Genomic DNA, 24,816 nt, shown 5'->3' on the forward strand with positions numbered 1-24,816 from the left:
GCAATTAAACAAACGGGTGCTTTAGTTGAGCAACGCACTACTATAAAGAAAGCTCGAAGCATAATGGCTTCAAGCTTTGTTGTGTGCTAATTTTACTGCTAATGTGTCGGCTAATTCAACTGCTAATAACCGTGCGAAAAGCACTGCTAATTCAAATTTTGTACTTCAAAACCGAACCCGTTAATCTTCGCACCATCTTTTTTTATCTTTTATTACTTTTTGGGTCAAGAGCATCGCGGAGCCCGTCCCCAATAAAGTTAATGCACAATACCGTTAACAGAATTAACAAACCGGGCGGTATCCACGCACTTGGGCTATTTCGTAAAATACGTAAGCTTTGCGCTTCGGAAATCATATTCCCCCAGGTAGGTGTTGGCTGAGGTATCCCAAAGCCAATAAAGCTTAGACCTGATTCAATAATAATGTAAGTTGCCATCATTAATGTTGCATTTACCACAATTGGCCCAATCGCATTAGGGATAAAATGCCTCAAAATGATTCTCAAATCACTGGCGCCGATTGCCCTCGCTCCGAGCACAAATTCCTGTTCTCTTAGAGAAAGAAAAGTTCCTCGGATAATCCTTGTTAGATTTGGCCATGCCGTAAGAGCAATGATTGTAACAAATATCCCGATTGTAACCTTTTCAAGCAGTGCAACGATGGTTAAACAGAGAACAAGGAACGGCAACATTAACATCATGTCTGTAAATCGCATGATGACAGCATCTATTTTACCGCCATAGTATCCCGCAATAGATCCTAACGTTACACCAATAATAAGTGTGAAAATCATCGCACTAAATCCAACAATAAGAGAGATTCGGCCGCCATATAATAAACGGGATAGAATATCACGGCCGGAACTATCATTCCCTAATGGATGGTCGGCACTTGGCGGCCTTTCAATCAATAATAAATTGGATTTCGTTGGGCTATGGTCGGTTAAAAGGGGTGCCGCAGATACGGCCACCACGATTAGAAAAAGGATAATCACCCCTGCTACGGCAAGCTTATTTTTCATAAAACGCCGTAATGCAATTTGAAAAGGGCTTTTCCCAGCTACCACATTTTTCGGTACATCGGTTAAGGGTGTTTCCAGTGTTTCCTCGGTATTTGGTTGCAACGTTTTCACCTCAATCGTAGCGGATTCGTGGATCTACAATACTATAAAAAATATCTGCCAATAAATTTCCTACCAATATTGTACACCCAAGCAGAAGATTAATAGCCATAATAACCGGGTAATCACGGTTTCCAATTGAATTGATAAACAAAGTGCCTATACCCTGGTATTGGAATACACCTTCAGTAATAACAGCCCCGCTTAATAAAGCCCCAATTTCAAAGCCTAAAAGGGTTATGATCGGGATTAAAGCATTGCGGAGGGTATGTTTGTATAAGACGTTTTGTTCGGTCATTCCCTTTGCTCTTGCTGTTCGAATATAATCACTTGATAAAACATCAAGTACTTCAGAACGCATAAAGCGCATATATGAAGCAGTTCCACCCAACCCAAGCGTTAATCCTGGCAAAATCAAATGGCTTAGTTTATCTTTGAATAACTCGAAGCCCTCCAAGCCAGGCTGTGAAACCGATCCATGTGAAGGAAGCCAGCCGAGTTTTATAGAAAACAGGTAAATAGCGACTAGCCCAAAGAAGAAGTTCGGAACGGCCAGGCCAAAAAATCCGAAGGTAGTCGCACCATAGTCAAATGGCGAATAAGGATTTCGCGCGGAATAGATGCCAATCGGTATTGAAACGATAATTGTAATAAAAAGAGTAAAAATACCGAGGTAAAACGTATTTGCGAGCCGATCCCCGATTAATGTCGCTACATCGCGGCCTCTATAAATAAAGGACTCTCCGAAATCCCCCTGAACGACGTTTGTTAACCAATGAAAATATTGAACCGGTACCGGATCATTTAAACCCAACGCTTCCCTTTGCCTTTCAAACACTTCCGGGTCAATGTCAGGATTCATTAACCTGCCTGTAAGCGGATCACCTGGCGCGGCCTTTATTAGTCCAAATACAATAATGGTCAGGGCGATAAGCATCGGGATAAAAATCAGAATTCGCCGAATGATATATTTGTACAATGTTCCCCCTCCATTCTATTAGGTACTGCATCAAAATTTCCCAGCATCGGCGAACAGAACATAGATGCTAAAGTTCAGCGCCGCTTCCCCGCTTCCACTTATTTAACAGAAAAGCGTCCGGCGTTAGCCCGAACGCTCTTCCTGTCTATCCTCTTACTTTGTTACATACCATAGATGAGGGTCATTTATGAATGTAGATGGCAATACACTGATACCTTGTAGACGCTTGTTATGTGCCCATATACTGTTTTGTGCATACAGGATGAGAGACGGCATATCTTCGCCGAATAATACTTGCCAGTCACTGTATACTTTCTTTCGGTAATCCTGCTCAAACGCATCAGGAGGCTTGACCGCATCTTTTAATAGCTTATCAGAGTCCGGATTGATCCAGCGCTGATAGTTGTATCCAGAGGTTGAAGCCCACAATCCGCTCGGATCCGGATCAGTGCTGCTTAGGCTCCAGCCCATTAGGTAAAGATCCCAATCCTGGCTATTATTTTCAAGATCCTCAAAGTAAGCTGCTGTTTCCTTAGGCTGGCGAAGATTGATATCGATACCTACCTCCTCCAGGAACTCGACAATAATTGGGGCAGAACGCTCACGAATTTGGTTTCCAGTCGGATAGTTCATATTAAGAACCCATTTATTCCCTTGTGGATCTTCACGGAACCCATCACCGTCTTTATCCACATATCCTGCTTTATCAAGTAATTCTTTCGCTTTATCCGGATCAAATTTATATTGGTTTGGAGCTTCTCCGTCATAAGCCCAGAATTGAGTCGCGATTGGTGAATTTTGTACTGAACCGCGTCCGTAGAGTAAACCATCGATGATGCCTTTACGATCGATAGCATAAGCAATGGCTTGACGCACTTCCTTATTTGATATCTTCTTATTTTCAGTCCATTTTGATGGATCTACTGCAGTATCACCCTTTGCACGGTGGTTCATCATCATTCCCATAATTTGATATCCGAAATCCGGCTGTTCAATAATCTCGACATGATCCAGATCAGCTACTGTTTCATAGTCTGCAGGCTGTACTCCGTTAGGGTCGGCTACAAAGTCAATTTCACCCTTTTCAAGTAATCCTAAGATAACCGCTTGGTCAACAATTTTCCAAACGACACGGTCTAATTTAGGCTCGCCTTTCCAGTAGTCAGCATGCTTTGATAGTACATATTGCTCCCCTTCAACCATTTCAGTAAATTTGAAAGGACCGGTGCCCACAACCTCATTTGGATTGCGTGAGGCCGGAGCCTGTGGAATGTCCGCAACAGGGATATCCTTGAATACGTGCTCAGGAATAATTGGGAAAGCTGCATCCGGAAGAGCCATCACGTTTGGCTCAGCATATTTAAACGTTACAGTATGCTCATCAACTGCCACCACACCTTGGAATTCCTGGGATTTACCCGTAGAGAATTCCTCGTAACCTAATAACCTTTCAACGTAATTTACACGCACCCCACCTGCTTCTACGTAGCCAGGGCTGGCAAGTGTCTTATAAGTGAACACGACGTCATCTGCCGTGAACGGTTCACCATCATGCCACTTTACCCCTTCTTCTAACTTAAATGTAGCTTCCGTCTGGTCATCGTTGAATTCCCACTCTTTTGCCAGGTTTGGAATGAATCCAAGATTTTCATCCTGGGAAAGCAATCCTTCATGTGTAAAAGAAAGGATATTGCTTTCATACGCCTCTGTGTAGAAAATAGGGTTAAATAAACCGGTAGGCGCGGTATCCATAACCCCAGTAATCGTTCCGCCACTTTTCGGTTCGCCCTTTGCATTATCATCCTTACCAGATGTGGGCTTTTTCCCTGAACAAGCAGCGAGAACTCCCAACACGAGTACAAAACTTAGCAAAAGCAGCCAACTTTTCCTTCTTTTCAATCCAACCACCCCTTTATTTTTTAAAAATAAACCTGATAGAACGGAAGCACGATTAGAGTAGGAGCACCACCCCCTATAAATAACTTCAATCTTCAAAACACTATTCCAAAACTTATTCGTACAAATGACAAGCGACATAATGACCATTTCCAACCTCATTTAATTCCGGACGAACCAGTTCACAGCGTTCATGGGCTTTTGGGCACCTAGTTCGGAATGCACAGCCGGTAGGCGGGTTAGAAGGACTTGGCAAGTCTCCTTTTAAAATTATTTTTTGTCTCTTATGTCGGACATCTGTAGATGGAACTGAAGATAATAATGCTTCTGTATAGGGATGAAGTGGCTTTTCATAGAGGGATTTCTTAGGTGCAATTTCTGCTATACGGCCTAAATACATAACCGCAACCCTGTCACTAATATGCTTTACAACACTTAAATCATGGGCAATAAACAAATAGGTTAAATTAAACTCATCTTGCAGGTCGGCCATTAAGTTCAGTACCTGGGCCTGGATGGAAACATCAAGGGCCGAAACTGGTTCGTCACAAATAACAAATTTCGGATTAAGAGACAATGCCCGTGCAATGCTAATTCTTTGACGCTGGCCACCTGAAAACTCATGTGGATATTTTAAGCGGTCATCCGGGCGCAAACCGACTTTTTCTAATAAATCGATCGCTTTGTCCCGTCGTTCGGCTCTTGATAATTTTGTTTGAACGATTAGTGGCTCTTCAATTAGTTCTTGTACACTCATTTTAGAATTCAATGAGGCGTAGGGATCCTGAAAAACAATTTGCATATCACGGCGGATTGGACGAAGCTGTCTATTTCCAAGTGTTGAAATATCTTGATTTTCAAAAAGGATTTGTCCTTCTGTTGGAGCAAGCAGCCTTAAAAGAACTCGGCCTAAGGTTGACTTTCCTGAACCTGATTCTCCAACTACTCCAAGCGTTTCTCCGCGCAGGACATCCAGAGAGACATCATCCACAGCCTTTACATGCCCTACTGTTTTTCTCAAAACGCCGCCCTTAATTGGAAAATACTTTTTAATGTTTTTGGCTTGCAATATATAATCTTGATCAGTCCTTGTTTCTGCTTTCTCAATCACAGACACCGCTTCAACCTCCTTATTCGTACAAATAGCAACGGACGTTATGTCCAGGTTCCACACTCGCTAACTCAGGATTGCGTTCATTGCATTTTGGCATTGTGTGCGGACAACGGTCAGCAAATCGGCACCCAACTGGAAAGCTGTGTGCAGGGGGGACTGTGCCCCTAATCGCCCCAAGCCGCTCAACCTCTTTTTCAAGGCTTGGCAAGCTATCTAGCAATCCAATTGTGTAAGGATGTTTTGGTTTTAAAAATAGCTCATCAACCGTAGTTTCCTCGACAATCTGTCCTCCGTACATGACCATGACTCGGTCGGCATACTCTGCTACAACCCCTAAATCATGCGTAATCAGCAATACAGACATATTAAATTTCCGCTTCATTTCATCCAATAAATCGAGGATTTGCGCTTGGATTGTCACATCGAGAGCCGTGGTCGGTTCATCGGCAATGAGTAACTTCGGGTCACAGGAGATAGCAATGGCAATCATTGCTCTTTGCCTCATCCCTCCGGATAATTGATGGGGATATTCGTTCATCGTTGCTTCAGCCCTGGGGAACCCTACGATCTTGAGAAGCTCCACCGCTTTTATGTATGCCTGCTGCTTCGAGATTTTTTTATGTTTCATAATCGTTTCCATGATCTGATTGCCAATTGTAAATACTGGATTTAGTGCTGTCATCGGTTCTTGGAAAATCATTCCGATCTCCCTGCCGCGAACAGTTGACATTTGTTTATCTGAAAGCTTAACCAAATCCCTTCCGGAAAAATGAATAATGCCATCTTCAATTTTTCCCGGTTTTCCTATAAGCTTCATAATCGATAAGGAGGTTATACTTTTTCCACTGCCAGACTCTCCAACCAGGGCAACCGTTTCTCCTGGCGCGATGGAAAAATCAACCCCATCTACTGCTTTTGCTATCCTTTTGTCTTCTAAATAAAAATAGGTCTTTAAGTTTTTTACTTCTAATAATGCATTTGCAGCCATTTGCTTCCCCCCGACTTTAGTTAGGTAATAGTTAGGTACACCGAGAAATAATGCCGTGTTGCCGCAGTATACCTAATAAAATTTTAAAAAAAGAGTCGTTGGATTTAATTGTAATCATAAATCCCCATAATATTCTGAATAGTAAATTATGATAATTGTATTACTAAATTATCACAAAATAAACACTTTTACGAATTTTGCGTGAAGTCCTTTTTGATTTTGTAATTGTTATTCCTATTTTTTTTTGGATAAATCATCTATGGAGTAATCTAACATTTAACTTTTATGATGATCGCCAAGTAGCTATCGAACCACATTTAATTAGCTTTAAAGTACCACAGCTTTCATCAGCCCATAAAACGCAAAAAAAAGGAAGCAGAGTTCCCTGCTTCCTTCTTTCCTATTTCAAATCCTCAATCGAATCAATATCGACATAATCAGGAACGACCAATCCACTCTTCGTACCTTTCAGGTTGATGCCAAGGTCAACGAAATCGTCCTTGTACGTATTGAAATACTCAAGATGCGTACTTGGCAGCCAAGCACTAACCATTCCGTCGGAGCTTCCATTTGCAACGCCGGCAAACATCGGCCCGACTTCAACCTGGCTAAGCGCGACCTTGTAGCCATGCTGTTCAAGGACCTTGCCAATCACGTTCGTGCTTGCGATCTCCGTATCCCAGGCCACATACACAAGGCTGATTTTTTCACCATTCCCCTTCTGTGCACCTTTCGTCCACTCCGCCACTTTATCCTGATGGTCGGCGATCCACTTTTCAGCCGCTTCAGCCGGTGACAATCCTTCTTCAATCGAAACCATCACAGCTTCTATATCGCCCGTCTCCCAGGAAAATTGATCAAGGATTTTATACGCGCCAGGCGCATCCTTATCAAGCCCTTTCCGGACAATCGTATGGATTCCTTCCGACCCGCCGAAAACGCCATTCGGATCGTCTAGATATTTCAAATCAAACTTAGAAAACATCCAGTGCGGCGACCAGCCGGTAATAATAATCGGCTTCTTATTTTTATACGCTTTCTGCAATTCTGCAACCATCGCCGCCGAAGAACCCTCAACAATTTTCCAATCGTCCAGCCCATATTCAGAAAGTGCTTTGCTCGCCTGCGACATGATGCCGGCCCCAGGCTCAATCCCGATAATCCGATAATGGGTTTGCCCACCAATCTCATTCGGATTACCCGTCATCGCCTTCTCCTTCGCAAACCCTTGCACAAGGAGCGTCCCGACAATAAGCGCTGCTACAACAGCAAATACATATCTTCCCTTCACAATATGCCCGTATGCAGGCTTCCGCAGGTTTTGCGTGAACCGGTCGAGGATAATCGCGATAAACACAATCGATAACCCCGCCTCGAACCCTTGGCCTACATTAATCTGGCTGACTGCGCGATAAACATCGGCCCCAAGCCCAGGTGCACCAACAAGTGAAGCCGTTACAACCATCGACAGCGCCAGCATGATGCTTTGGTTCACTCCTGCTAAAATTGTTGGCGTGGCAAGAGGGAGCTGAACTTTCATCAGCTTTTGCCCGCTCGTTGACCCGAATGCATCCGACGCTTCAATCAAATCTCTCGGCACTTCCTGTATCCCAAGATTCGTCATCCGGATCGTCGGCGCAATCGCGAAAATAAACGACGCAATAATGCCCGGAACGACCCCGATTCCAAAAAACAAAATCGAAGGAATTAAGTAAACGAACGCCGGCATCGTCTGCATGAAATCCAAAATAGGCGTAACAATTCTTTGCACTGTTTTACTTTGCGCACACCAGATCCCAAGCGGAATCCCGATCAGGATCGTCAGAAATCCCGACACAAGCACAATCGCAAGTGTTTGAATCGCTGAGTCCCAATAGCCAAGATTATCAATTAACAGTAAGCTCACCAACGTAAAAATTCCCAATGGCCATCTACTCGTATAGGCGACCAAAAGCGCCAGCACAACCATGACCACAATCGGCGGTCCCGCGCTTAAAACATTAACGATCGCATCCAATAACCCATTGATTGCCGTAGTAATAAATGAAAACAAGCCGGCAAACGCGACCGTAATCCATTCAACTAAAGAATCGATCCATTTTCCTAGAGGGATTTTCGACATATTCATAAAATCATTCCCCCTCCATTTCGTTCAAGGAATCCTTATTTCCGGCCAAAGCGCCAATAACTGCTCCCCGGATAATAATCCCTTTAATTCTATTCTCTTCATCAATAACGGAAATCGGCAAACTCGAGGTTGCCATCGTATCCATCAGATCCGTCAATAACGTATCCTCGGTGACCGTCGGAATGTCCGTCGTCATCACGTCGGCAATCGACTTGTTCTGGTCAATCGCCTCCCGCGCCTGCTCAGCGGTCAATGCCCCAAGCAATTTCCGGTGGCGGTCAACGACAAAGATACTCGAATACCCTTGCTTCCGCATAATCTCAAGGGCAACACGCGGCCCCCTGTCGACACTAATCCGTTCAGGCCGCTTCATCACATGCGAAGCCGTCAACACCTTCGACAAATCCACATCCTCAACGAACCTCTCAACAAATTCATTCGCAGGCTGCATCATGATTTGTTCCGGCGTGCCCAACTGAATGATGCTGCCGTCCCTCATCAACGCAATCCGATCCCCAATCCTCAACGCCTCATCAAGGTCATGGGTAATAAAAATAATCGTCTTCTTGTATTGCTCCTGAATCTCAATCAATTCATCCTGCATATCTTTTCTAATCAATGGGTCAAGCGCACTGAACGCCTCATCCATTAAAATGATATCCGTATCGCTGGCAAGTGCTCGGGCAAGGCCAACCCGCTGCTGCATCCCGCCGCTCAGCTGGGATGGAAACTGGTCTTCATACCCTTTCAAGCCGACACTCTCCAACGCATTCATCGCTTTTTTACGCCGCTCTTCCACAGCCACTTTCTTAATTTCCAGACCGTACTCCGCATTCTCAAGAATCGTTTTATGCGGGAACAACGCGAAATTCTGGAAAACCATGCTGATCTTTTTCTGCCGCACTTCCCTTAACCGCGCAGCATTCATCTTGACAATATCCTCACCGTCAATCAAAATCTCGCCGATTGTCGGATCAATCAGCCTGTTGAACATCCGAATCAACGTCGACTTCCCGCTGCCCGACAACCCCATGATCACAAAAATTTCCCCAGGATATATCTCAAAGTTGACCTTATTCACGCCAACCGTCTGCCCTGTCTGCTTCAAAATTTCCCTCTTCGACTTACCTTGCTTCAATAAATCAATTGCCGCACGAGGCGACTTTCCAAAAATCTTGGAAACATTCCTCACTTCAACTATGGGATTCATTCAATCACCTCTTAATGTAAAATTGCCCATATCGTATTCAGTTTTGCCATTTGTTTATTGTTTTATTTCCTGGGAAGGTAGAAAAGCACCACTTAAGAGAAGGAGCCGTTCGGTGACAACTTATACCAAGAGTAAAAGTTGGTACTTACGAAGACCTTTACTACTATACACGAAATCCAAAAGAATTTCTCGTCTCAAAGCTCATAAATTTTGGTAAAGCGTTTACATCATCTTATTTTTGGAAAAATTGGTCCATGCCATCCAGCCCTTGCTTTCAACGCTCACACACCAAGCCCCCGTACAAGCAGCACTCCAAATATGGCATTCACACATAAAGCAAACACCCCGAGCATAAACCAAGTTTATACCTCGAATGGCAGAAACCTTCTCCCCTAGCAAAGGTTGAAAACTTAGTGACCGAAAAGCAACGATCACCCCTCACTCGAACACTAGATGAAGATTTAGTAAGCGAACAACATCGTCATCGGAAGTGTAAATTATCCTGCCTGTGTAAATCGAGTCTTGTTCTCATATGGACACAGAGAGCTGCTTGGTGCTTTAACATCTTTGGACAGGAAAGCGAATTTCTAGGGATTGCCTGTCCAAAGATGCCCAATGTTTGGACAGCAAAGTGGATTTCTAGGGGGTGCCTGTCCAAAGATGCCCAATGTTTGGACAGCAAGGTGGATTTCTAGGGGGTGCCTGTCCAAAGATGCCCAATGTTTGGACAGCAAAGTGAATTTCCAAGGGGTGCCTGTCCAAAGACGCCCAATGTTTGGACAGCAAAGTGAATTTCTAGGGGGTGCCTGTCCAAAGATGCCCAATGTTTGGACAACAAAGTGAATTTCTAGGGGGTGCCTGTCCAAAGACGCCCAATGTTTGGACAGGGAGATGTTTTTTTATCGCAAAAACCATCCAATGATTAGACTATGAGGTTTTCAAGCCGCTAACAAACAAAATCACCACTCCATTGAAAATGAAGTGGCGAATATTTTTCGTGCATTTTTTCTATGTACTTTTTGTCCCCAAAGTTTTTTAACCCTTCCCCTGCCTTACCCGCCAAAAACTTGTTCATAAATGAAGGCAATTTTCTTTTCTTCATGGAAGGGGTTGGATTCATGGGTGTATTGGGGATAAGGGATAATCGTTTTGTTTTTGCTTTGGATATGGTTAAAGGCTGAGTATGCCGATGATGGAGGAGTCGTCGAATCTTCGAAGCCGATTCCCATCAATACAGGCACATGAATCGCCGGGCAAAAATGCAAGGCATCGACATAGGCAAGCGTTTTTAAAATATCCGCCTTAAGATTGTTCTCCGGGTTATGTAATTTCAAAAAATTCACAATCTCCATGTATGGGCCGGACAAGGAAACGTCCAGGGCGCGTTCAAAGTGGGTCAAAAATGGCCAATCACAGGCAACAAACTGAACATTCTCTTCCAGTCCGGCTGCGGCAAGGGCCAGCCCGCCCCCCTGCGAAGCACCATTGATTCCAAAAACAGTCGGCTTTACAGGCGCACTAGCCTGTATCCACTCCATTTGAGCGATTAGGTCACGGTAAACATTTGTATAATAGTAGGTTTCTTTTTCAAAAATCCCAAGGGTCATCCAGCCAGTGATTCTGCTGCCATTCGGGTAGTTGGCATAATCGGGTGAATCGCCCTGGCCCCTTACATCAAATGCGATCACGGTTATCCCCTGAAGCACCCATTTTAAACATTCCGAGGGCAAGCCCCGGCTGCCCGTATACCCATGAAACTGCAGGAGCACAGGCCCTTCCTCAATATGCTTTGGCCGCACCAGAATCCCCTTTAACGGCGTCCCATCCCAGCTATGAAGCGTCAAATCGGCAACTTCCACCAAAGGAAGCGGGTAATCTACCCACTTAACATCCACACGAAAGCCGGACCTCTTCACCCTCTCTTTCTCGCCAGCCCAAAACAAGTCGAAATCAGCTGGTTTATTCACCAGCTCCGGCTTATACAAGCGCAGCTGTTCTAAAGAAAAATCACCTACATGCCTCCCCATTAAATGAGCACCGTCCTTAATACAGCTTATCTGATACCGCTTTCGCTGTGGCTTTGCGCGCGGTTTGCGCAATGTCCTCTCTCTTGTTAATTAGCGCGGAATGCAAGATATCGATCACAGACAATTGAGCGATTTGCGAGACGATTGAGCTGCCTTCGAGCGGCCCTTCCTTTGATGAAGTTAACAAAACAATATCCGCCAATTTTGTAATCGGCGATTTCCCATTGCTTGTTATACAAATAATTCTCGCGCCTGCCTTTTTTGCCAATTCCAGGTTGCGGATTGTATCTTTCGTGCTTCCCGAGACAGAAAGCCCAATCGCACAATCCTCCTCCGTCAGCAAGGAAGCGCTCATTGCTTGAAAATGGCTGTCCTGCTTTGCATCGCATGCAATTCCTATTCGTGTGAATACATTCACTGCCTGCAGGGCGGTCAGCCCGGATGAACCGACCCCAAAAAAGAAATTATTTTTAGAAGAAAGAATGGCTTGAACCGCTTTTTCTACCTGCTCTTCATCCAGTAACTGTCTGCTTTCTTCAAGGATTTCCACATGCCTGGAGGTGGTTTTTCTAATGATCGATGGCTCGCTTTCGTCCGCCTGGGCCATCATGACGGAATCTTGGGCGACAGCCAGTTTGAAGTCCTGAAAACCAGTAAAGCCAATTTTTCTGCACAAGCGCAAAACAGTCGTTTCCCCGACATCCGCTTTTTCAGCCAATTCGGTTACGGAGCAATAAATAATATCATTCAGGTTCGCAACGATATAATCCGCTGCCTTTTTTTCCGCTTTCGTCAAGCTGGTATAATAGCTTTTGATTTTCAGAGTCGTGCTTGTCGTAGACATCATCGTTCATCCTAACTTTATCGTAACTTTACTTTAACAGTTTGATGCTAACCTTATTCTTTAACGGAACCTGCCGTTGACCCTTCAATCAACCGCCTTTGGAAAATCAAATAAAAGAGGGTTACGGGAATGAATGACAATACCAACCCCGCGTACAGGGCTCCCCAATCGGTATGGTATTGCTGGATCATCATGATATTGGCTAACTTGACCGGCAATGTCTTTAATTCATCGTCGGTTATTAAAATTAGCGCCAGAATGTATTCATTCCAGATACCGACAAAATTGAAGATTGCCGCGGAAATCAGGCCTGGTTTTGCCAATGGAAACATTACCATCCAAAAAACCTTAAAAGGCCCGCATCCGTCAATAATCGCAGCTTCTTCCAAAGATTCCGGGATTTGATTGAAAAAAGCAGTCAACATAAATATTGTAAACGATAATGAATACGCAATATAGACCAAAATCAAGCCCGGGATGCTGTTAACAAGCCCTAAGTCATTCATTAATAAAAACAGCGGAGCCATTGCCAAAAACGTCGGCAGCATCAAGCCCATTAAAAATGTATTTTGAACCGCAATCCGGAAACGGAACTTTTTCCGGCTCAATACATAGGCGGCCATCGCGGAAATGAGGACAATCAGGGTCACAGTAATCGATGTAACGATAATGCTATTAATAAATCCAATCCCCAGGCCAGCCTTGCTCCAGGCGTTCACGTAATTATCGAGTGTGATTTTTTCCGGAAAAGATAACGGTTTTAATAAAATATCCGCGGATGATTTGACTGAGTTCACAAAAACCCAAATGACCGGGATGATAATTAAAAGTGATAGCAAAATGAGGAACAAATGGCTGCCAATATTGCGAAAAGCTTTGCTCATTTAGCCTTCCCTCCTCGTTACCTTCAACGTCAACATCGATGCAAGCAATGTAAGGATTAAAAAGATGACCCCGAGAGCAGAAGCATAGCCGAAATTGAAGTTCGAAAATGCCTGCTCATAAATATAGAGCGAGATTGGCTGGGTTGACCGGTTTGGCCCTCCGCCCGTTAACAATTGCGGCATTTCGAAAATCTTTATTGTATTAATCAGTGTAAAAATAATGACCACTTGTAAAATGTCCTTCAGCATCGGAATCGTAATATAAATGCTTTTCTTTAATTTGGTCGCACCATCAATTTCCGCCGCTTCAAGGACATCCTGCGGGATATTCAGGATTGCCGCGAGGATTAAAATGCTATAAAACCCGACCATTCCCCACACATTAACGAAAACAACACTTTCGAAAGCTGTTTCCGTCCTTCCAAGCCATTCCGTCATAAGGAAGTCCAATCCTACCGCATCCAGCAATCCGTTGAGCATGCCATTGACCGGATTCAGAATGGTTGACCAGAGCATCGCAATGGCCACCCCGGGAAGAATATACGGGAAGAACGTAATCGAACGATAAAGATTCAACCATCTTGTTTTTAAAAAGTGGGAAATCGATAGCGCAATAACGACCGATAACACCAATACGAGCGGAACCTGGACCAATATGTATTTCCCTGTCACCTTCAATGTGTTGAGAAAGATTTCATCCCCGAGCATCCGTTTATAATTATCCAGCCCGATAAAGGTTTTTGTTCCGAGACCCCTCCAGTTGTATAAACTCATCAGCAACGCATTGAATGATGGATAGAGAACAAATAAAAGGTAGAGTACAGAGGCTGGCAATAAAAACACCACAATCGCCCATCTTTCGCTGTTGTTTCTCAAAAACTCACAACCTTTCAAAAGAGAGAGGCCCAAGAATACTCAGGACCTCTCCGCAACGTTTATGTTTTACCAGGAGTATGTTGTTTTCTCGATGTTGTCATCTTTCCGGATTTGTTCAGCGAATTTCTCCGCCTGCTCCGCAAACTTTTCCGGAGTCAGCTCGCCAAGCATGAGGCTTTGATAAATATTGTTCATATTCCCGACCAATTCAGGATAAGAATCGTTAATGGCTGTAGGCGCATACGAACCGCCAGCATCCTGTAGAACTTTAAGCGCGCTCTTTAAAGGCTCTGACTGAATCGCATCTTCTGTATTTTTCACAACGCTCGCGAGACCTTTGGAAGAAACCATTTTCTCCACTTCTTGTTCACTGGATAGGAACTTCAGGAATTTAATCGTTTCTTTTTTATTTTTCGAGCCGCTTGGGATATACCAGGCGCCGCCCCAACCTGTCGATACAGGAGCAAGATACTCGCCTTTGCCGCCAGGGAATTCCGGCTGATTGAATGCACGCAGCTTAAAGTCAGCCGGGATGACATCCTTCATTTCGCCTTCAAGCCACGAGCCCGCCATGACGAACAGGGACTTACGCTGGAAGAATAACGTTTGAGCTTCTGTGTGGGACAAACCGAACGTTCCTTTTAAAAACAAACCTTCATCAACCATGCGCTGTGATTCTTTCGCAGCCTCGACAAACGCAGCGGATTTCCATGCGCCTTCCTTCAGGTTAAACGCATCCAAAAGCGCTTGCTTGCCGCCAATCCGCTCAACAAGCGGCAGGTAAATACCGAAGAAATAGTAACCCGGGTGTTTCCCTGGCACTGAAAAAACAGCAATTCCCTTCTTTTCAGCCTCGGCTTTTAAGGCATAGAGGTCTTCCTGTGTTTTAGGAAGCTCCCACCCATTGTCCTCGAAAAGCTTCTCATCGTACCACCAAATATAGCCCGGTGAGAAAATTGTAGGAATCCCGTACGTTTTTCCTTCCCTCTTTTGATTGAATTGGCCTTGTTCAAACGTATCGACCCATTTTTCATCGCTTCCATAAGCCTTCTCTTCAAGCGCATCATCAATCGCTTCAATCAATCCATCTTTAATAACACCACGGATATCGAAGCTTGGCCCCGGAACCATTAGATCCGGGACATCTTTTGATAGAAATCTCGTTTGCAGCTGAGTGTGGATGTCCGGGCTTGCGGTAATCTTAATGTTTACATTTTTGTTTTTATCCATATAAGTCTTGGCCGATTCCTTCACCCATTCAGAGCCGAATCCGCCTTCAAACATCATAACCTCAATATTGACCTTCTCTTTTTTGTCTTTGCCCGAGCTTTCCTTCGAGCTACAGCCGGCAGCTATTACCATCAAAGCAACCAACAGCAACAGAAACTTTTTCATACATATCTCCCCTTTTCCTCTTAATTTTCTTTCCTATGTGGCCCCAAACGTTTTCTATAATCCTTATGTAAATCGAATGAAAGCTTCACCTCCTTGGTCCAGCGGTTTGTAACCCCTTTCATTTTTTCGAATTCTTTTCCGTGTCCAAAAATGGGCCACCTTTGGACTCACAACCTCCGGAAACTCACTTCCGTGTCCAAGCTTTAGGCATCTTTGGACTCGCAACCTCCGAAAACTCACTTCTCTGTCCAAACACGAGCCACCTTTCGTCTCATAACCTATGACAGGCTAATTTACTCCATCTTTCTTGTAATCTCGATTTCTTTTACAAATTGTTTCGTAATTTCCTGCGGCCGGGTGATCGCTGAGCCGACAACGACTGCAAAAGCTCCTGCCCGAATGCATTCTGCCGCGAGCTCAGGGGTATTCACTCTGCCTTCCGCCACAATAGGGCAGCCTGCTTTTTCCACTAATGCCGATAGGAGCGTTTTATCAAAACCCGTGATGTGATCCGTGTCCTCGGTATATCCAGCCAGTGTTGTAGAAATCAAGTCACAGCCCAATTCCACTGCATGCAATCCTTCTTCGATGGTAGAAATGTCAGCCATTAATAAAACCGATGGGAATTTTGACTTTATCTCTTTTACGAATTCGTCCAGCACCTGTCCTCCCGGCCGCTCCCTGAATGTTGCATCAAACGCAACAATATCCGCACCGGCCTCCACTACCTCTTCTACTTCCTTGCTAGTTGGCGTTATGTAAACTTCGCTGTCCTGATAGTTTTTCTTATACAAACCGATAACCGGCAAATCAATCACTTGTTTGATTGCGCGAATATCTGCTGGACTGTTTGCCCTTATCCCGACTGCTCCGCCTTCCCGGGCAGCAATCGCCATCTTACTCATAATCATTGAGCCAAAAAGGGGTTCATCTTCCAAAGCCTGACATGAAACAATCAGGCCTCCTTCAAGATTCTTTAACAAAGGATTCATGCAGCACCTCTTAAGCATATTGTTATCTTAATTTTCAGCATATATCATTTCGGAGAATTGTTCCACCGTTTATTCGATATTTAGAAGATTTTTTCTTCTAGTAAAAAAGACCCCTTTTTATCAAAATATTCAGATTTTATTGACGGTCAAGGAGCTCGTCACTATTATTTAGGGTGAAACAAGAATAAGGAGCGAAAGGAGGATAGAATCATTGCAAGCAGAAAATATATAGGAGGAATCACCTTGAAAACAAAGATTAAGATGATTGCTGCTTTATTCGTTCTTCTACTTTCAACAGTATTGCCCCACTCAACTGTACTCGCGAATGAAAGTGCATTCTCGGTTAAAAATCAGTTTGAGGGAACAGTGAATTTGGGAGAAGCGGTGAAGAGCCCGCTTTCCCAAATAGCAGCATATGGCAAAAACAGCAAGGGCGAAAATTTGCAGTACATAGCTATTACGGGCACGCCTGCAGTCTTTTATGTCGTGAATGCGGAAACAGGCGAGCGCTTATTCTCCCAACCCATTCCTAATTCAGATGTAATCTGGGCGATGACCATCGGGAGCGACAATAATGTTTATTTTGCAAGTACAGTTAACGGTGTCGTGTACCGCTATCTGCCTGAAGAAAACAGGATGGAAACGATCGGGAAGAACCCTTCGGACAACTTTGTCTGGGATTTGAAAAGCAGCTCGGACGGKAAAATCTATGGCGCGACCTACGATGAGTCAAAAGTATTTGAGTATGACATTGCCAGCAACACTTTCACAGATTTGGGGCCGATGAAAGAGGGAGAGAAATATGCCCGCGGCCTTGGTGTGACGGATCAATATGTCTATGCCGGAATCGGAACTGGTGCTGGCGTAGTTCGCTATGACAGGAAAACTGGCGAAAAGAAGGAAATTCCTACTCCACTATCCGGACAAAGCGGAATCATTTCCGAAGTTGCCATCTATAACGGCAAGCTCTTTGTCCATGCGGGAGCCGATTTGATCGTTATTGACGAGGCAACCTGGGAACATATTCGCACAATGAAATTCCAAAGCAAAATCTCACCTCCATCTCCTTACAACCCAGACTTGATTTACTACAAACTCCAAGGTGACTTATTTTCCTACAACACAGAAACTGACACTGTTGCAAAAATAGAAAACATCCCTTCCCTGCCAAGTTCGACAGCCGTCAAGGCGCACAGCTGGATGACATTGAGTACGGGAGAAACGGTTTTGACAGGAATGACCGCATTCACAGATTCATTTTTCTACAATCCTGAAAACCATTCATACTCTGTCCATTTTCCGGATGTGGATGCCCAGGGAGCAGCCATCAACGCCCTCGCAGTCATTGATGGAAATGTTTATTCAGGGGCCTATCAACGCGGAATGAGCATTTATAACGAACAACTGCAGGACTATACCTATACAAACTTCTCCTTCCACCAATCAGAAGGTATCCACGAGTACAATGGCAAGGTGTATTTTGGGACGTATACCGGCGCGAAGATGTACCGGTACGACCCGCAATTGCCGATTGATTACAACGAAAACGGCAAAGCGAACCCGGGATTGTACCTGGATATCGAGGACGAGCAGGACCGCCCGTTCGCAATGACGACGGGAGATGGGAAGCTCTTCATAGGAACAATCCCGACCTACGGAGCACATGGCGGGGCTTTGACGATCCTTGAAGAAAAACAGGCTGAAGACGGTTCAGTTGATGTAGAGGCAAAAACGTACCGGAATATCGTTGAAAACCAAAGCATCTTCGGCCTGGCGTATAAGGACGGTAAAGTGTATGGCGGTACATCCATTTATGGCGGCCTTGGCCATGACCCTGTTGCCCCAGAAGCCAAAATGTTCGTTTGGGATGTGGAAAAAGGTGAAAAGATAGCTGAATTCACCCCGGAAATTCCAGGCTTGGAGGACACGCCATTCCAAAACATTGGAGGTTTCTCGTTCGGACCGGACGGCCTTCTTTGGGGAATTATTGATGGAACAATATTTGCGATGGATCCAGAAACTTATGAAGTGGTGAAAAGCAAAGAAATATACGAAACAACTTTCCTCTCATCGAAGTGGCGGCCATTTTATCTCGAATGGGGACCAGACGGAAATCTCTACACGACGCTGAACCGAAAGCTCACTGCCGTGAATCCGGAAACCCTCCAATCCGAGAAGCTGGTGGAAGGCACAGTTGATTTAATGGATCTCGGAGAAGACGGAAGCATCTATTATGCAATGGGCGCCAACTTGTACAAAATTCCTGCGAAAGTCGATAATCTTGTGCTTGAGGTTGATGATAAACTCATTACCGGCGAATCCGTCTCTCCAACCGTAACCGCACAGATGGTCAACGGCGCCAAGGTAACATTGTCGAACAAACAGTATTCTGTGACTGTAAGCAACCCTGATGTTCTGAAAGTGGATGATAAAGGCCTCTTAACAGGAACGAGCCCAGGCACTTCACTCGTTACAATTAGCGCCGAACTCAATGGCAAAACGTATACCTCCAACAAAGTACGGGTTACGATTGCGAACGGAACCCGGGGGAAATAATACCGGCCAGGAGATCTGTTCCTGTATGACGGCCTTTCCAGACAAGTGGCTAAATCATGTAAACAAGCAAAAATAAGCAGTTCAGTTTCCTACATCACTATAATGGTAAAGCCCGATTGTTCGTCGACAATCGGGCTTTTTCTATGGATTTCTTCCGAAAAAACAGGTGCTTTTGATCCAAGGTTCACATGAAAGCGTTTTAAAGTTTTCTGAATAAATCAACAATATTGGCATTCGGAAAACAATTATACTATAATAACAATTTGCCTTAATTATTATCAGGTGCTAACACTAGATATAATCTCAAAAGTTCAACAACCTGTTTAGGAGGCCTCATCACCAATGAAACCATCAACAAAGAAATACTTGATCGACCGAATGTACAAAGCTTCACAAGGTTTGGCCAATGCCGTCCTCGTTACGCTTGGAATCGGCCTGCTCATTGAATCTTTAGGAACCTTTACCGGCTGGGAAGGCTTTTTCACAATCGGAAAAGCCACACAACTTATGCTTGCTCCCGCACTTGGCGCAGGGATTGCCTACCAGCTAGGCGGCAATACACTTGTCATTTTCAGCGCGATGGCTTCCAGTACGATCGGTGCCAACGCCGTCCGCCTTACCGAAGATGGCGGGGTAACGCTCGTGACTGGACAGCCGCTCAGTGCCGTTTTGGCCGCTATCATCGCCACATGGGTAGGAAAAAGAGTGACCGGGAAAACCAAACTCGATATGATGGCAATCCCCTTCGCCGCTGTATTAGCCGGGGGAGTCGCCGGGGTATTCCTTGCAGCGATTACGACCCCTCTCATAACCTGGCTTAGCGCGCAGATTGCCGCATCCGTTGAAGGTTCGCCTATTATCGGGCCAATGGTCATTTCGCTCGTATGGAGCATCTTCCTGATGTCACCCGCATCCTCCGCGGCCATCGCAATCGCCTTGCAGCTTGACCCAGTTTCCAGCGCTGCCGCATTAATCGGCTGCACCGTACAATTTGCTGCATTCACGGCAATGTCGTACAAACAAAACGACGCCGGCGCAAATATTGCCCAATCGCTCATCACACCAAAGGTCCAATTCCCTAACCTGGTGAAAAATCCCCGATTGGCAATCCCGCCTTTCATCGCGGCAGTCATTTGCGCCCCGATCGCAACAGTCTTTTTTGACTTTAAAGTGCCCTACAAGCTCGCAGGACTCGGTTTGAACTCCTTGATTGCGCCGATTAACATTCTGGCCGAACAAGGCCCCGCCGTCCTGGCCATCTATATTGCTGTCGGAATCATCCTGCCAATCATCATCTCCCTGGCAATCTTTAAACTCATCAGCCTAAAAGGATGGGCAAAAGCCACCGACCTGAAGATGGAGCTGCAATAAGGAAAGAGGTGGACGATTCTCGTTTGCCCAGGACAACGCCCTTTTTTCGCCAGATAACTAGTTTAACGTTTCCCCTTCCATAAATTTGCATCAATAAAAAGACAGCCTGTCAATTAAATTAACGAGTTCAGTTTTCGAGTACAAAAACCTAATTCGTACACAAATTAGCAGTCCAATTCTCAAAGGAATTGGACTGTATCTTTTAGTAGATATAACAGGGTTTTCTGTGCAATTAAGGGTGTTTAGCACTCGAATTAAATGGTGAAAATGATAAGCAGGTTTTTGGATATATATGTTAAAGTTAAAGAAGAGCTTCTTCAACATAATGGAGTTGAATAAAAAAGTATTATTTGCTATCCTTTTGAACTTTGGAAAAGTTTGAAAGAAAGTGGATTATTTCATGGAAGAAAAGGGGGGATTATTTTGATTAAAATAGATAATGAATTCATCCTAATAGATGCTAAGTTAAAAGATTTTGCAGTTCACTATACAACTTATAGAGAAAACGTGTTTTTTAGACAAAGTTGGGAGAAGCGTATGGCTATTTTTGAGTCTAATATTCCATCTTATTGGTTAGTACATAATGGGAAGCGTATTGGTGGAGTATGTATAGAACCAAATATGTTATGGTCTTTGTTTTTAGAACCCCCTTTTACAGATTTGTACAGTGTGATAGCAGTGTTAAAAAATACATGTTAGAAATTTCAAATCCAACTAAGCCAATTAAGGTAATAGGCATACTGCCTTATCAGTCTGAACATTTTTTGCGATTGGGCTTTAAGCCAATGGAAATTAGACGTATCATGATTAGACCAACTGAAAAATTGGAGATGGTTGATTGGAGGGAGCATTTAATAATAAAATCTCCAACCGTAGAAAGTATTGAAGAAATTGCTCAACTTTCATACAAGTCGTACTTAGGGACTGATTGCATTGGTTATCCTTCAATAAATACAATAGAGCAACAAATGGAAGACTTAGACTATTATTTCAAGAATAACAATGAGGATTTTTTACGAAAATCTTCTTGTCTTGTTTTTGATAAAACAAATAATAACTTAGTTGGAGCATGTTTAATATCTATGTGGGAAGAAATCCCCTTAATTTCAAACATTGTGGTAGAACCAAAATATCGTGGACAAGGCATTGCTTCAAATTTATTAAGACATTGTTTAACAGTCTTGAATGACAAATATGATGTAGTACGACTGTTTGTAACCGTAGGAAATCCAGCAGAGTCTATGTACTACAATATGGGGTTTTTACCTGGAATGGAACAGATCAGCTATACTTTACCTATTAAGAATACTTCCGTTTAAGAAACTAAAGGATGCGATGATCCAGGAAGGATTACCGCCATTTTTTGTTCAACTCCTTATTGAACGGGCAGTTTTGTTGAAGAAGAAGGTTTTTTTGCAATTGCGTTTAATAAGTTAATATATGTAAATTATTTTTAAAAAAGGTTCTGTCTTGTTCATCAATGTTATTTCGATATTCGTCGAGGACAAAATGAGATTTATATGATAAGAAAGATAAAACTGTTTAGTTTTACAATCGTTTTTATCATTATCGCTATTGGCTCGATTATTAGTAATATATTTTGGATTGAATATGCACATCCGTTAGTAAGATCAAACCCCATTTTAGATTTACTGTTACGGAATGGCTTTAGTTTCATAATCGATAATGAATTACAGAATCAAGAAACAGGTAGCTATTTTTTACATTACAATCTATGGGCATATTCAACTCATTTTGTGAGTTGTATAATGGTTGGAAGCCTTATAGATGTGGTTAAAAATGTATTGTTTTTCGGAAAATTTCGGAGTTAAATTGAAATTCCTTATTGAACTAGAGGGTGCTTATGATGTACAACAACGCTCCACTAAAAAAGCTCTGAGCTCAAACCGCTCACAGCTTTTTTTTCGTGCTAATTTTACAGCTAAAGTGTCCGCTAGTTCAGTTGTAAATTTCCGTGCGAAAAGCACTGTTAATTCTCATTTTGTACTTCTAAACGAAACCCGTTATCTTTTTTTAACTGAAACTTTGCTCTATAAACAACCCGGGAATCGTCATCTGAAACCATTTTTTAAATAAATATTTACACTGTATTTATATCCCTTTAATATAAAAAAGCTACACTTAAAATGTACTCAGTTGTCCGGGCTTTTTTACTCTGGTTCCAAACCCATTCAACATGAGTTTGGGGCTACGAATCAAGGTTCGGACAACGACCAATACATACACAGATTACTCTTAAAGAGGAAATCGCATGAAGAAAACAGCAAAAATTTGGACGCTGGCAATCACCCTATTTTTGATGTCCTTCACCACTGCATTTGCTGAAGGCCAAAAAACTCCAGCCTCCCCCGCTTACCCAATAACCCCCCTCGCAAAAGCTCATGCCCACAACGATTATGAGCATACACGTCCTTTATTTGATGCCCTTGCCCACGGCTTTACAAGTGTGGAAGCAGATGTATGGCTGAAGGACGGGGAACTCCTTGTTGCACATGACGAAATTGATATCCAACCTGACAGAACATTGAAATCCCTTTACCTCGACCCATTAAAAGAAACGGTTGAAAGCAACGGAGGATCCGTTTACCCCGGCTACACCGACGAATTCATCCTTTGGATTGATATAAAATCGGAAGGTGAAGCCACATACCTGGCCATTCACAACCAACTCAGGGATTACCAAAAGATGCTTACAAAATTCCTCCCTTCCGGTGTGAAACCAGGCGCGGTAACTGTCTACATTTCCGGCAATCGCCCAAGGGCCACCATGGAGCAGCAGCCTGTCCGCTATGCAGCCTTTGACGGGCGGATGGACGACCTTGGGACAAATGTTTCTCCTCATTTCATGCCAGTAATCAGCGACAACTGGACAAAACATTTCACATGGACCGGAATTGGAGAAATGCCCGCCAGCGAGCGCGAGAAGTTAAATAAAATTGTAGAAACAGCCCACTCCAATGGGCAAAAAGTACGCTTTTGGGCTACACCGGACACCCCCTCTCCAGCAAGGGAAGCATTATGGACCGAGCTATTGAAAGCAGGAGTAGACCTAATAAACACCGATGACCTAAGCGGCCTAGAGAAATTCCTTAAAGAAAATGACCTAACCCCCTCACAGCCGGCCATGAAATTTCACTAACAAGGACGGTTCTCGTCTGCCCAGTGGGTAAACGAGAACCCCCTTTCTTTTGTGAAAAATGGGCCCATGCCATCCCGCATTTGCATACATGCCAAACACACCAATCCCCAAACATTAAGCCTGCCACGCACGCTTCCCCACCCCCAAAACCCAAAAATGCTGCCCAAAAAACGATCTAAAAAACCCCCCCATATGGTAAAATAAAAGTGTTTGATAATACTGGAAAAGGGGAGATGAAAATGTTTAAAAAACTGGCTTCCGATGCACTTGGCTTGTCGGATATCGGAAAAATTATTGAGCCCCAGGACTTTGACAAAACAGATGCAGATGACTATGTCCGCCATGAGGACAATGAGAAAATTTATTTCCTGATCAAGACGAAAGCAGACGAATATTGCTTCACAAATTTAGCCTTCATCCATGTAGACGGGGAAAATGCCATCTCTTCCAAGCGGTTGCTAAAACGCTATCCTTATTCCCAGTACAAAATCACCGATGTCCTGCTTGAAACGGCGGGCAGGGTTGACCTCGATATCGAAATAAAATTCACATTAGGAAACGAGCAGTTCAGCATTGATGTCGACAAAAAGCAAATCAATAAGCTGAACGACCTCTACAAAGCCCTGCTCTACATATCCGAAGTCTCAATCGAAAACAATATTATGCTTCAAATGGCCAGCGCAAGCCTGGAAAAGGCCACAAACATCCTCCAAAACTCAAGGCCCGCCGACGTAGCGCTCGCCGACCAGTACAAGCAACTAACCGAATTCAGCTTCGAATGGCTAAAATCGACGCGCGAACAATACCATCAAAAAGATTTCGGACCGGTTTTTGAGAAATACATCAACAACTAAGGCACAGAGAAAAAAGAAATCGAAAAAAGAAATTTCCTGTCATCAAAACGTTTAACGCCCAATACAATAGGGTAAAGGAAAACTCTAAAAGAAACATCCAAAACTTTCCCACCACGCCTATGGTTCAAACTCGCGGAAGGAGGAACAGTTTATGACACAATCTGATCCAAATGAATGCATTTATTGCGGCGAACAGCTGACGATATGGGAAAACATTAGAAGCTACTGTTGGAACTGCAGTGAAACCACTTCCCCTGAAGCGTTTAACGAAGAAGAAGAAATTGAAATTCAATAGCGAACGCCGCACCCTGGTGCGGTAATTTTTTTTGAAAAATCGGCCCAAGCACCATCCCCCCAATCCCATGGACAGTTTGCACAATGCCACCAAGCAACCTCCCCACAAGCCAGCCCACCTACACAAT

Annotated in this window: 20 protein-coding genes; 7 read left to right on the plus strand and 13 right to left on the minus strand. The window is 43.9% G+C overall.

Features of this window, described 5'->3' with window-relative positions:
- Positions 1-202 precede the first annotated feature (202 nt).
- From opp4C to ADU24_RS17120, 13 genes are all read right to left on the minus strand, one after another.
- Entirely contained in the window at positions 203-1,021 is an 819-nt protein-coding gene (gene opp4C, locus ADU24_RS17050) for an oligopeptide ABC transporter permease (RefSeq protein ID WP_156324700.1), read from the minus strand.
- Between the two features lie 112 nt (positions 1,022-1,133).
- A complete protein-coding gene (locus ADU24_RS17055; protein WP_053367748.1) occupies positions 1,134-2,099 on the minus strand; it encodes an ABC transporter permease in 966 nt (321 codons plus the stop codon).
- A 153-nt stretch (positions 2,100-2,252) separates the two neighbouring features.
- Positions 2,253-4,145: a peptide-binding protein gene (locus tag ADU24_RS17060; protein WP_231689632.1), complete on the minus strand. Its 1,893-nt coding sequence runs from the start codon at positions 4,143-4,145 to the stop codon at positions 2,253-2,255.
- Entirely contained in the window at positions 4,111-5,112 is a 1,002-nt protein-coding gene (locus ADU24_RS17065; RefSeq protein WP_053367750.1) for an ABC transporter ATP-binding protein, read from the minus strand. Before ADU24_RS17065 ends, ADU24_RS17060 begins: the two co-directional genes overlap by 35 nt.
- Positions 5,113-5,125: 13 nt before the next feature.
- On the minus strand, positions 5,126-6,097 hold the full coding sequence (locus tag ADU24_RS17070) for an ABC transporter ATP-binding protein (RefSeq protein ID WP_053367751.1): 972 nt from the start codon (positions 6,095-6,097) through the stop codon (positions 5,126-5,128).
- 400 nt (positions 6,098-6,497) lie between these two features.
- A complete protein-coding gene (locus ADU24_RS17075) occupies positions 6,498-8,225 on the minus strand; it encodes a glycine betaine ABC transporter substrate-binding protein (RefSeq protein WP_053367752.1) in 1,728 nt (575 codons plus the stop codon).
- A 4-nt stretch (positions 8,226-8,229) separates the two neighbouring features.
- Entirely contained in the window at positions 8,230-9,435 is a 1,206-nt protein-coding gene (locus ADU24_RS17080) for a quaternary amine ABC transporter ATP-binding protein (RefSeq protein WP_053367753.1), read from the minus strand.
- A 1,052-nt stretch (positions 9,436-10,487) separates the two neighbouring features.
- The gene (locus tag ADU24_RS17090) at positions 10,488-11,462 is read right to left on the minus strand and encodes an acetylxylan esterase (protein WP_053367755.1); all 975 of its coding nucleotides are present in this window, start codon (positions 11,460-11,462) and stop codon (positions 10,488-10,490) included.
- Positions 11,463-11,478: 16 nt separating this feature from the next.
- The gene (locus tag ADU24_RS17095; protein ID WP_231689633.1) at positions 11,479-12,306 is read right to left on the minus strand and encodes a MurR/RpiR family transcriptional regulator; all 828 of its coding nucleotides are present in this window, start codon (positions 12,304-12,306) and stop codon (positions 11,479-11,481) included.
- 53 nt (positions 12,307-12,359) lie between these two features.
- Positions 12,360-13,190, minus strand: coding sequence for a carbohydrate ABC transporter permease (locus ADU24_RS17100; protein WP_053367757.1), 831 nt, complete (start codon positions 13,188-13,190; stop codon positions 12,360-12,362).
- On the minus strand, positions 13,191-14,066 hold the full coding sequence (locus tag ADU24_RS17105) for a carbohydrate ABC transporter permease (protein WP_053367758.1): 876 nt from the start codon (positions 14,064-14,066) through the stop codon (positions 13,191-13,193).
- A 66-nt stretch (positions 14,067-14,132) separates the two neighbouring features.
- A complete protein-coding gene (locus tag ADU24_RS17110; RefSeq protein WP_053367759.1) occupies positions 14,133-15,461 on the minus strand; it encodes an extracellular solute-binding protein in 1,329 nt (442 codons plus the stop codon).
- Between the two features lie 293 nt (positions 15,462-15,754).
- Positions 15,755-16,453 carry an N-acetylmannosamine-6-phosphate 2-epimerase gene (locus ADU24_RS17120; protein WP_053367761.1) on the minus strand — a complete coding sequence of 233 codons (699 nt, stop codon included), beginning with the start codon at positions 16,451-16,453 and terminating at the stop codon, positions 15,755-15,757.
- 243 nt (positions 16,454-16,696) lie between these two features.
- Between ADU24_RS17120 and ADU24_RS17125 the strand changes: the two genes are divergently transcribed.
- The 7 genes from ADU24_RS17125 (at position 16,697) to ADU24_RS23115 (ending at position 24,689) form a co-directional block, all read left to right on the plus strand.
- Positions 16,697-19,009: a hypothetical protein gene (locus ADU24_RS17125; RefSeq protein WP_053367762.1), complete on the plus strand. Its 2,313-nt coding sequence runs from the start codon at positions 16,697-16,699 to the stop codon at positions 19,007-19,009.
- Between the two features lie 342 nt (positions 19,010-19,351).
- Positions 19,352-20,380, plus strand: coding sequence for a PTS transporter subunit IIC (locus tag ADU24_RS17130; RefSeq protein ID WP_053367763.1), 1,029 nt, complete (start codon positions 19,352-19,354; stop codon positions 20,378-20,380).
- Between the two features lie 423 nt (positions 20,381-20,803).
- A complete protein-coding gene (locus ADU24_RS23385; protein ID WP_053367764.1) occupies positions 20,804-21,079 on the plus strand; it encodes a hypothetical protein in 276 nt (91 codons plus the stop codon).
- Complete coding sequence (locus ADU24_RS17140) at positions 21,073-21,699, plus strand: GNAT family N-acetyltransferase (protein WP_053367765.1); 627 nt, start codon at positions 21,073-21,075, stop codon at positions 21,697-21,699. Before ADU24_RS23385 ends, ADU24_RS17140 begins: the two co-directional genes overlap by 7 nt.
- Before the next feature lie 953 nt (positions 21,700-22,652).
- A complete protein-coding gene (locus ADU24_RS17150) occupies positions 22,653-23,540 on the plus strand; it encodes a phosphatidylinositol-specific phospholipase C/glycerophosphodiester phosphodiesterase family protein (protein WP_082306957.1) in 888 nt (295 codons plus the stop codon).
- Between the two features lie 239 nt (positions 23,541-23,779).
- Entirely contained in the window at positions 23,780-24,394 is a 615-nt protein-coding gene (locus ADU24_RS17155) for a PH domain-containing protein (protein WP_053367767.1), read from the plus strand.
- A gap of 151 nt (positions 24,395-24,545) precedes the next feature.
- Entirely contained in the window at positions 24,546-24,689 is a 144-nt protein-coding gene (locus ADU24_RS23115; RefSeq protein ID WP_156324611.1) for a hypothetical protein, read from the plus strand.
- Positions 24,690-24,816: the final 127 nt, after the last annotated feature.

This window comes from Bacillus sp. FJAT-27245 (assembly GCF_001273955.1).
Classification (GTDB): domain Bacteria; phylum Bacillota; class Bacilli; order Bacillales; family Cytobacillaceae; genus Bacillus_D.

Coding starts and splice junctions, on each gene's coding strand:
- ADU24_RS17090 (WP_053367755.1), bottom strand. CDS start 11,462: ATGGGGAGGCATGTAGGTGATTTTTCTTTAGAACAGCTGCGCTTGTAT.
- ADU24_RS17100 (WP_053367757.1), bottom strand. CDS start 13,190: ATGAGCAAAGCTTTTCGCAATATTGGCAGCCATTTGTTCCTCATTTTG.
- ADU24_RS17075 (WP_053367752.1), bottom strand. CDS start 8,225: ATGAATATGTCGAAAATCCCTCTAGGAAAATGGATCGATTCTTTAGTT.
- ADU24_RS17070 (WP_053367751.1), bottom strand. CDS start 6,097: ATGGCTGCAAATGCATTATTAGAAGTAAAAAACTTAAAGACCTATTTT.
- ADU24_RS17095 (WP_231689633.1), bottom strand. CDS start 12,306: ATGTCTACGACAAGCACGACTCTGAAAATCAAAAGCTATTATACCAGC.
- ADU24_RS17110 (WP_053367759.1), bottom strand. CDS start 15,461: ATGAAAAAGTTTCTGTTGCTGTTGGTTGCTTTGATGGTAATAGCTGCC.
- ADU24_RS17130 (WP_053367763.1), top strand. CDS start 19,352: ATGAAACCATCAACAAAGAAATACTTGATCGACCGAATGTACAAAGCT.
- ADU24_RS17150 (WP_082306957.1), top strand. CDS start 22,653: ATGAAGAAAACAGCAAAAATTTGGACGCTGGCAATCACCCTATTTTTG.
- ADU24_RS17060 (WP_231689632.1), bottom strand. CDS start 4,145: ATGGTCATTATGTCGCTTGTCATTTGTACGAATAAGTTTTGGAATAGT.
- opp4C (WP_156324700.1), bottom strand. CDS start 1,021: ATGAAAAATAAGCTTGCCGTAGCAGGGGTGATTATCCTTTTTCTAATC.
- ADU24_RS17080 (WP_053367753.1), bottom strand. CDS start 9,435: ATGAATCCCATAGTTGAAGTGAGGAATGTTTCCAAGATTTTTGGAAAG.
- ADU24_RS17155 (WP_053367767.1), top strand. CDS start 23,780: ATGTTTAAAAAACTGGCTTCCGATGCACTTGGCTTGTCGGATATCGGA.
- ADU24_RS23115 (WP_156324611.1), top strand. CDS start 24,546: ATGACACAATCTGATCCAAATGAATGCATTTATTGCGGCGAACAGCTG.
- ADU24_RS17140 (WP_053367765.1), top strand. CDS start 21,073: ATGTTAGAAATTTCAAATCCAACTAAGCCAATTAAGGTAATAGGCATA.
- ADU24_RS17120 (WP_053367761.1), bottom strand. CDS start 16,453: ATGAATCCTTTGTTAAAGAATCTTGAAGGAGGCCTGATTGTTTCATGT.